Source organism: Mycobacterium angelicum (assembly GCF_002086155.1).
Lineage (GTDB): Bacteria > Actinomycetota > Actinomycetes > Mycobacteriales > Mycobacteriaceae > Mycobacterium > Mycobacterium angelicum.
In genome coordinates, this window is sequence record NZ_MVHE01000037.1 from 42,589 (window position 1) to 51,371 (window position 8,783).

An 8,783-nucleotide genomic window follows, 5' to 3' on the forward strand; every position below is an offset into this window, starting at 1 on the left:
CTGCCCGGCGTGTCGCGTCGCACAGTTCACACTCACCGCAGGTCCCGGCGGGCCGCGAGCTTGGACGACAGCCCGTGCACGTAGACGAAGCCCTTCGACATGGATTGGTCGAACGTGTCGCCCTCGTCGTAGGTGGCCAGGTTGAAGTCATACAGCGATTCGGCGCTGCGCCGGCCGTTGACAGCGATGTGGCCACCGTGCAGAACGAGTCGCACCTCGCCGGAAACGTGCTCCTGGGTCTTGGCGACGAAGCTTTCCAGGGCGATCTTCAGCGGCGAGTACCACAGCCCGTCGTACACCAGCTCGGCCCAGCGCTGGTCGGTCTGCCGCTTGAACCGGCTCAGGTCGCGTTCGAGCGTGACGTGTTCGAGCTCGGTGTGCGCGGTGATGAGCACCATGGCCCCGGGCGCCTCGTAGATCTCCCGGCTTTTAATGCCCACCAGACGGTCCTCGACGACGTCGAGGCGCCCGACGCCCTGCGCACCGCCGCGGCGGTTGAGCTCTTCGATGGCCTGCAGCATGGACACCGGCTTGCCGTCGATGGAGACCGGGACGCCCTTTTTGAACCCGATGATCACTTCGTCGGGGGTGTTCCAGTTGACGGTGGGGTCTTCGGTGTAGCTGTAGATGTCCTTGGTGGGGGCGTTCCACAGGTGCTCGAGGAAGCCGGTTTCGACCGCGCGGCCCCAGACGTTCTGGTCGATCGAGAAGGGTGAGCGTTTGGTGACGTTGATCGGAATCGCGTTCTCTTCGGCGAAGGCGATCGCCTTCTCCCGCGTCCACGCGTAGTCGCGCACCGGGGCAAGCACCTCCAAATCCGGTGCCAGCGAGGCGAATCCGACTTCGAAACGGACCTGGTCGTTGCCCTTTCCGGTGCAGCCGTGCGCGACGATGCTGCCGCCGTGCTCGCGCGCAGCGGCAACGAGGTGCTTGGCGATCAGTGGCCGGCTGATGGCCGACACCAGCGGGTAGCGGTCCATGTACAAGGCGTTGTTCAGGATGGTGGGCAGGCAGTATTCCTCGGCGAATTCGTCGCGGGCATCGACGACGACGGCCTCCACGGCGCCGCAGTCCAGTGCCCGTTGCCGCACGACCTCCATGTCCTCGCCGCCCTGGCCGAGATCAATCGCCACCGCTACGACCTCGCGGCCGGTCTCCTTGCCTATCCAGCTGATCGCCACCGAGGTGTCCAGGCCGCCGGAATACGCCAGGATGACGCGCTCTGACATGAACCAATCTCCTTACTGAATGTTCTCGAACATGCCGGCGAGTTCCGCGCCAGTCATCGGCTCGCGGGCGACCACAAGGATGGTGTCATCACCCGCGACCGTGCCCACCACCTGGGGCAGGGCGGCGCGGTCGATCGCGCTGGCCAAGTAGTGTGCCGCGCCCGGCGGCGTGCGCAGTACCGCGAGGTTGCCGCTGGCGTCGGTGGACACCAACAGGTCACCGAGCAGCCGCTGCATCCGGTGGGTGCCGCCGTGGACACCGCGGACCGGGCTGCCGTCCTCGGGCACGATGTAGACGCCGGTGCCGCCGTCGGCGCCGCGCAGTTTCACCGCGCCGAGTTCCTCCAGGTCCCGCGACAGCGTGGCCTGGGTGACCTCGATCCCTTCTTCGGCCAACAACGTGGCGAGTTCGCTTTGGCTGCGCACCTCGACCGACGACAGGATGGCCACGATGCGGGCTTGACGGCCGGCGCGGTTGGCGCTGACTTCGGGGCCCTGCACGGATTGTGCCTTGGCACTTTGGCTCATGAGCGTTGCTCCAGCAGCCACACCAGCAGCGCTTTCTGGGCGTGCAGCCGGTTTTCCGCCTCGTCCCATACCGCGCTGGCCGGTCCGTCCATCACCTCGTCGGTGATCTCGTCGCCGCGGTGGGCCGGAAGGCAGTGCAGCACAATGGCTTCCGCGTCGGCCTTGCCGGTCAGTCGTTCGTTGATCTGAAACGGCCGAAACGGCTTGACGCGGTCCAGCCCGTCACTCTCCTGGCCCATGGAGGTCCAGGTGTCGGTCACCAGCACGTCGGCGCCGACGGCTGCCGCGTCGGGGTCGGCGGTGAGCGTTATCGAGGCGCCGGTTTGCTTTGCGAGACGCTCGGCCGCGGCGACAACCGTTGCGGCGGGCGTAAAGCCTTCCGGCGCAGCGATTGTCACATGCATGCCGGCGGTGACACCACCGAGCATCAGCGAGTGCGCCATATTGTTGGCGCCATCGCCGAAGTACGACAGACGTAAGCCTTTCAGTGTCCCCTTGCGTTCGGCGATGGTCTGTAGATCGGCCAAGACCTGGCAGGGGTGAAACTCGTCGGACAGCGCGTTGACCACCGGCACCGTGGCGGTCGAGGCCATGGCGGTCAGCCGATCCTGGCCAAACGTCCGCCAAACGATGGCATCGACATAGCGGGACAACACCTTTGCGGTGTCCTGCAAGGTTTCCTCGCGGCCCAGTTGGGTGGTGTGGCCGTCGACGACAACGGCGTGGCCGCCCAATTGGGCGATGCCCATTTCGAAGGAGAACCGGGTGCGCGTCGAGTTCTTGTCGAAGATGACCGCAACCCCGCGCGGGCCCTCGAGGGGCCGGCGGCTGAAGGGGGCCTTCTTCAGCTCCGCGGCCAGCTCGAGGACCTCGGCCTGTTCTGCCGGGGACAGGTCGTCGTCACGCAGGAAGTGCCTCATGCTCCGGCCTTTTCGAGGATGCCCGGCAACGCTGCGACAAATCCGTCCAGCTGCGGCTCGGTGATGATCAGCGGCGGAGCCAACCGGATGACGTTTGGCGCGGCGGCATTGACCAGATATCCGGCGTCGCGGGCGGCGGCCTCAGCGTCCTTGGCCCGTTGGGCTTTCAGCACGATGCCCTGCAGCAGACCCCTGCCGCGAACGTGGTCGATCAGCGGATGGTTGAGCGATTCGATGCCGTGCCGTAGCGACTTGCCCAGTACCTCGGCGCGGCGGACCAGATCCTCGCCGGCCAGCACCCTGACCACCGCCAGCGCCGCCGCGGTGCACACCGGGTTACCGCCAAAGGTGCTGCCGTGCAATCCGGGCGTCAGCAGGTCCGCGGCAGTACCGACGGCCAGACACGCCCCGATCGGCAGACCACCGCCCAGACCCTTGGCCAGCGTCACCACGTCGGGCGTGATGCCGTCGTGCTGATGGGCGTAAAAGGCTCCGGTGCGGCCCATTCCGGTTTGCACCTCGTCGAGTACCAGCAGGGCACCGTGTCGCGTGGTGATCTCGCGAGCCGCCGCCAGATACCCCTCCGGCGGGACGACGACACCGCTCTCCCCCATGATCGGTTCGAGAAACACTGCGGCCGTGTCATTGTCGACCGCGGCCGCCAGTGCATCCACATCGCCGTAGGGGACGTGGGTGACATAGCCCGGCAGCGGTTCGAACGGCGCCTGCTTGGCAGGCTGGCCGGTCAGCGCCAACGAGCCCATCGTGCGGCCGTGGAAAGCCTCTTGTGCGGCAACGAGTTTCGTCTTACCGGTAAGCCGGGTCAGCTTGAAGGCGACCTCATTGGCCTCGGTGCCGGAGTTGCAGAAGAACACCCGCGCCTGGGTTTCAGCGCCCAGCAGAGCGACCAGTTCCTCGGCCAGAGCAATTCCTGGTTCGGTCGCGTAAAGATTGGAGGTATGGCCCAGCGTCGACATCTGTTGTGTCACAGCCTCGATGACCGCGGGGTGACGATGCCCGAGGACATTGACCGCGATGCCGCCGAGCAGATCGACGTAGCTCTTGCCGTCCACATCGGTGACCACCGCGCCGTCGCCGCTGGCCAGCGCCATCGGCGGGGTGCCGTAGTTGTTCATCATCACGGCCTGCCATCGGCGTTGCACGGTCGCGGTGTTGGTCATGCGGCTCACCATCTGCGCCGCTCTCCCCCGCAAGCGGGAGGTGCCCCCACCTCATCGCTGCGCTCTGCATCGTCGCCGGCGCGCACCACCTTGGTGCCGGTACCTGCATTGGTGAACAGCTCAACCAGCACACAGTGTTTGACCCGCCCGTCGATCACGTGCGCACTCGGCACTCCACCGGAGACCGCACGCAGACACGCTTCGATCTTGGGAATCATTCCCGACTCCAGGGTAGGTAGCAGTTGCGACAGTGTGGCAGTATCGATTTCGCTAACCAAGGAACCTCGATCCGGCCAATTGGTATACAGGCCTTCGACATCGGTGAGCATTAGCAGCTTTTCGGCTTTGAGTGCTTCGGCGAGCGCTGCCGCGGCGGTATCTGCGTTGATGTTGTGCACCACGCCTTCGGCATCCGGAGCCAGCGTCGAGACCACCGGAATGCGGCGTGTCGCAATGAGATCCAGCAGAGCGTCGGTATTGACCCGGTCAACGTCACCGACCAGCCCGATATCGGTAGCCACACCGTCGACGGTGACACTGCGCCGTACCGCCGTGAAAAGCTGCGCATCCTCGCCGGTGATTCCCACGGCATAGGGCCCGTGGGCGTTGATCAGGTTGACCAGTTCGCGGCCCACCTGTCCGAATAGCACCATTCGCGCGATGTCGAGCACTTCGGGTGTGGTGACGCGAAATCCGCCCTTGAAGTCGCCTTCGATACCCAGCCTCCGCAACATGGCGCTGATCTGCGGGCCACCGCCGTGCACGACGACGGGATGGATGCCACAGTTGCGCAGGAAGGCCATGTCGGCGGCGAAGGCCTGTCGCAGCGCATCATCGGTCATCGCGTTGCCGCCGTACTTGACGACGACGATCTTGCCGTGTAATTGCTTGAGCCAGGGCAAAGCTTCCGCCAGTACCTCGGCCTTGCCCTGAGTGGTTAGTGTCTGCTCGCTCATGAGCTGTACGCCGAGTTCTCTTCAACGTAGGCGTGCGACAGGTCGGTGGTCCGGATGGCTGCCCGCCCGTCGCCGAGGGCAAGGTCAACGGTGATGTCGATGTCGGCCGCCGACAAGTCAACCTCGCGTGCTCCGGGTGCCCCCACTCCGTCGATGCATACCGCAGAGCCGTTGAACGACACGCTGATCCGGTCTGGGTCGAGGGCTATCGGCGCCATCCCGACGGCGGCCAGCACCCGGCCCCAGTTGGGGTCGGATCCGAACACCGCGGTCTTGACCAGGCTGTCGCGCGCGATAACACGCGCCGCAGTCAGTGCGTCGTCTTCGGTGGCGGCCCTGGTCACGGTGACGGTTACCCGCTTGGTGACTCCCTCGGCGTCGGCCTGCAGCTGTGCGCACAGGTCGTCGCAGACTCTGAGCACCGCGTCATCGAGATCTGCTTGGGCCGGCGTGATTTCGCTGGCTCCCGACGCAAGCAACAACACCGTGTCATTGGTTGAACAACTGCCGTCGATGTCGAGGCGATCAAATGTGCGGGCAGTGGCGCGACGCAGCGCCTGCTCGAGCGCCGCCGGTTCGGCAACCGCGTCGGTGGTTAGTACGCAGAGCATGGTGGCCAATGAGGGCGCGAGCATACCGGCGCCTTTGGCCATCCCGCCGACGGTCCAGTTGTTGTGATGATGCAGCGCAACTTGTTTGGGTACGGTGTCGGTGGTCATGATGGCGTGGGCGGCGTCGTCGCCTCCGGTCAGCCCACCATGCATCTCGTGCACGATGTCACGAACGCCGTTGAGCACCTTGTCCATCGGCAGCCGGTCTCCGATCAATCCGGTTGAGCAGACGGCGACTTCGATGGCGCCGGTTTCAGTTCCCCAGTCCGACAACGCGGCAGCAACCGCCTCGGCGGTGGCGTGGGTGTCCTGAAAGCCGGCCGGCCCAGTGCAGGCGTTGGCGCCGCCGGAGTTGAGGATTACCGCGCGAAGTTGCCCGGTGGTCAGCACTTGCTGAGTCCAAAGCACCGGTGCCGCTTTAACTTTGTTGCGGGTCAGCACACCGGCGGCGGCGTAGTCGGGGCCTTCGTTGAACACCAACGCCAGATCCGGAGCACCGGATGCCTTGATACCGGCCGCAATGCCGGCGGCGCGGAAGCCGGCCGGGGCGGTCACACCCTGGGCGCGCAATAGCCTTGTCACCGCATCCGTTTCGGTCATGGCGCCACTCCGACTACGGACAAGCCCTCGGTCTCCGGCCACCCCAATGCCAGGTTCATCGACTGCACGGCCGCGCCGCCGGTGCCCTTGACCAAGTTGTCGATCGCAGCGATGGCCACGAACGTCGCGGCGTCCTCATCGACGGCCACCGCAATGTGTGCCGCGTTGCTGCCGATCACCGCGCCGGTGCGCGGCAGCTGCCCCTCAGGCATCAGGTAGATGAAAGGTTCGTCGTGGTAGGCTTTTTCGTACGCTTCCCGCAGCTCCGAAACGGAAGAGCGGGTACGCGCGGTGCAGGTGGCAAGGATTCCGCGGGACGTCGGAATGAGCACCGGGGTGAACGAAACGGTGACGTCACGGTCGGTCACCGTTCGTAGGCCCTGAGCGATCTCGGGCGTGTGCCGATGAGCTCCGGCGATGTTGTATGCCCGCGCTGATCCGATGACCTCTGAACCAAGCAGATCCGTCTTAGCCGCGCGACCCGCGCCGGAGGTGCCGCTGACGGCGACCACGGTGACCGCGGGCTCGATGAGATCTTCGGCCACTGCCGGCAGCAATGCCAGCAGGGCAGCCGTCGGGTAGCAACCGGGTACCGCGATGCGCCGGGCGGTTTGCAGCCGTTCCCGCGCACCGGGCATTTCGGGCAGTCCGTACGGCCAGCTGCCGGCGTGCGCAGAACCGTAGAAGCGCTGCCATGCCGCGGGGTCGGTGAGCCGAAAGTCGGCCCCGCAGTCGATAACCAGAGTTTGGTTGTCGAGCTGCTCGGCCAGCACGGCCGAATGCCCATGCGGCAGAGCGAGAAACACAACCTCGTGCTCGCGTAGCGCCGCCAACTCGGTGGGTTCGAGCATTCGGTGGGCTAAGGGCGTCAGGTGCGGATGATGCTCACCCAGGGCGCTACCGGCGCTCGCCGCAGCCGTCACGGCACCGATCTTCAGCCGACCATCGAGGTAGGCCGGATGGCTCAGCAGCAGCCGAAGGATTTCACCGCCCGCATAACCACTGGCACCGGCAACCGCCACCCTGATCGCGTCGGACATCCTGAGAATTCTGCATGGTTATGCAGGCATTTGCAAATTCATTCCGGAGGCGGGCGGGGCTCTTGGCGGAACCCCGCGCGGCGCACGGAGCATTTGCTCTAGCGCACAGCGTATTTCACGCCGGTGACAGGTAGCGCGACCGAGCGCTGAGGTTCCTCCGGAAATTTTTTGCTCTTTGTGGTTTAAGGGTGCTCGCGTTTGGGCAGGTCCTATTGGGCACGTGTTGCCTCGATGGCGTCGGGGGTCGTCGGGTTACAGCTTGTTCATTGGGTCAGCGGGGAGATGGACATGTCTTTTGTAGTCGCAGTACCGGAGCTCTTCGAGGAAGCAGCCCGGGATTTGGCAGGCATTCGCACGGCACTCGCCGAAGTCACTGCATCGGCAGCAGGCGCGACGACGGGCTTGGCGCCGGCAGCGGCAGACGAGGTATCGACCGCAATCGCGGCGCTATTCGGCACGGTCGGTGAGGAATATCAAGCCGTCAGCGCGCAAGCGTCGGCGTTTCATGACGAGTTCGTCAAGTTATTGAGTGGTGGCGCATCTTCATACGCCGCCGCCGAGGCAGCAAATGGCGCTGCGCTGCTTACCGGCGGTGGTGCTTTCTTCGCGGCCGCGGCCGAAAATGCCGCCGCAGCCATCACCGGGCAGCTCGGTGGCTCCTTGTCCGGCGGCATCGACGTTGCGCTCATTTTGCGTGCCCTCCAAGCACTTCCGAGCCTCGGCGCTGGGCTTGCCCTGCAAACCGGCGGGGCGCTGACATCGGGATTCGGCTCTGGGTTGGTGCAGACGGGCGAAGCAATCACGCACGCCGGGCTCGCCCTGGAAAACTTCGGCGCCGCTATGACCGGAGCCGGTGCCTCGCTTACTGCCCAGGCAAACGCTGCGCTTTCGGCGTTCCTAAATGCCGGCCTGGGCGCAAACCTCAGCGCAGCCCTGACGGCAAGCCTCAATGCCCAGCTTCCGACCCTTGCCGAGCTGGCGCAGACCGGCGGCATGCTGATCGGCAACGTCTCGGCCGGGCTGTCGCAACTGGTAAGCACCGGTGGCAGCTTGGTGGCCAACTTCGGCACCGGGTTCACCGGCCTGATCGACGTCGGCCAAAACCTGGCCGCGAATCTCAGCGCAACTCTGCCTGGTTTGAGCGCTCAACTCAGCGCTGCCCTCACCGGGGGCCTGCCGGCAGTGCAGGCTGGCTTGACCGGGCTGTTGACCGCCGGCCAGAGCCTGGCCGCGCAATTGTCGGGGACGTTCGGCGCAGGCTTGCCGGCGTTGTCGGCAGCGTTAAGCGCCAGCCTGACGGCCGCCATTAACGGCGGCTTGCCGGCGTTCCAGGCCAGCCTCACCGGGTTGAATGCTGCCTTTACCGCGGCGTTGAGCGCTGCGCTGTCGGGTGCGCCGGCGTTGCAGGGCGCGTTGAGTGCGCTGCTGACGGCGGGGCAGAACTTCGCGGCGGGCTTGAGCGCGGTCTTCCCGGCGCTGTCGGCCAGCTTCTCGGCCACCTTCCCGGCGTTGTCGGCGGCCTTCAACGCCACCCTGAGCGCCGCGCTGTCGGGCAGCCTGCCGGCCTTGCAGGCCAGCCTGTCGGGGTTGAGCGCGGCGTTTAACGCCGCATTGAGCGCTGCGCTGTCGGGTGCCCCGGCGTTGCAGGGCGCGTTGAGCGCACTGCTGACGGCGGGGCAGAACTTCGCGGCGGGCTTGAGCGCGGTCTTCCCGGCGCT

Annotated in this window: 8 protein-coding genes; 1 reads left to right on the plus strand and 7 read right to left on the minus strand. The window is 65.8% G+C overall.

All coding sequences use genetic code 11. The annotated features are described in order from the left end of the window. Positions 1–32 precede the first annotated feature (32 nt). The 7 genes from BST12_RS19235 to argC are packed head-to-tail and all read right to left on the minus strand — an operon-like array spanning position 33 to position 7,065. On the minus strand, positions 33–1,229 hold the full coding sequence (locus BST12_RS19235; protein WP_083114730.1) for an argininosuccinate synthase: 1,197 nt from the start codon (positions 1,227–1,229) through the stop codon (positions 33–35). Positions 1,230–1,241: 12 nt separating this feature from the next. After that, the gene (locus BST12_RS19240; protein ID WP_083114731.1) at positions 1,242–1,757 is read right to left on the minus strand and encodes an arginine repressor; all 516 of its coding nucleotides are present in this window, start codon (positions 1,755–1,757) and stop codon (positions 1,242–1,244) included. Next, positions 1,754–2,677 (minus strand): ornithine carbamoyltransferase, encoded by a 924-nt coding sequence (gene argF, locus BST12_RS19245; RefSeq protein WP_083114732.1) that lies wholly within the window; start codon positions 2,675–2,677, stop codon positions 1,754–1,756. The genes BST12_RS19240 and argF overlap by 4 nt, the downstream gene beginning before the upstream one ends. Beyond that, positions 2,674–3,870 (minus strand): acetylornithine transaminase, encoded by a 1,197-nt coding sequence (locus tag BST12_RS19250; RefSeq protein WP_372510884.1) that lies wholly within the window; start codon positions 3,868–3,870, stop codon positions 2,674–2,676. The genes argF and BST12_RS19250 overlap by 4 nt, the downstream gene beginning before the upstream one ends. Next, complete coding sequence (gene argB, locus BST12_RS19255) at positions 3,864–4,814, minus strand: acetylglutamate kinase (RefSeq protein WP_083114733.1); 951 nt, start codon at positions 4,812–4,814, stop codon at positions 3,864–3,866. Before argB ends, BST12_RS19250 begins: the two co-directional genes overlap by 7 nt. Continuing rightward, positions 4,811–6,025, minus strand: a complete 1,215-nt coding sequence (gene argJ / locus BST12_RS19260) for a bifunctional glutamate N-acetyltransferase/amino-acid acetyltransferase ArgJ (RefSeq protein ID WP_083114734.1) — start codon at positions 6,023–6,025, stop codon at positions 4,811–4,813. The genes argB and argJ overlap by 4 nt, the downstream gene beginning before the upstream one ends. Then, the gene (gene argC, locus BST12_RS19265; RefSeq protein ID WP_083114735.1) at positions 6,022–7,065 is read right to left on the minus strand and encodes an N-acetyl-gamma-glutamyl-phosphate reductase; all 1,044 of its coding nucleotides are present in this window, start codon (positions 7,063–7,065) and stop codon (positions 6,022–6,024) included. Before argC ends, argJ begins: the two co-directional genes overlap by 4 nt. A 288-nt stretch (positions 7,066–7,353) precedes the next feature. On the opposite strand from argC, the gene BST12_RS19270 reads away from it, so the two are divergent. Continuing rightward, positions 7,354–8,783 (plus strand): PE family protein (locus BST12_RS19270; protein WP_139801776.1); only part of this gene is annotated, 1,430 nt, incomplete at its 3' end.

Coding starts and splice junctions, on each gene's coding strand:
- BST12_RS19235 (WP_083114730.1), bottom strand. CDS start 1,229: ATGTCAGAGCGCGTCATCCTGGCGTATTCCGGCGGCCTGGACACCTCG.
- BST12_RS19240 (WP_083114731.1), bottom strand. CDS start 1,757: ATGAGCCAAAGTGCCAAGGCACAATCCGTGCAGGGCCCCGAAGTCAGC.
- argF (WP_083114732.1), bottom strand. CDS start 2,677: ATGAGGCACTTCCTGCGTGACGACGACCTGTCCCCGGCAGAACAGGCC.
- BST12_RS19250 (WP_372510884.1), bottom strand. CDS start 3,870: ATGGTGAGCCGCATGACCAACACCGCGACCGTGCAACGCCGATGGCAG.
- argB (WP_083114733.1), bottom strand. CDS start 4,814: ATGAGCGAGCAGACACTAACCACTCAGGGCAAGGCCGAGGTACTGGCG.
- argJ (WP_083114734.1), bottom strand. CDS start 6,025: ATGACCGAAACGGATGCGGTGACAAGGCTATTGCGCGCCCAGGGTGTG.
- argC (WP_083114735.1), bottom strand. CDS start 7,065: ATGTCCGACGCGATCAGGGTGGCGGTTGCCGGTGCCAGTGGTTATGCG.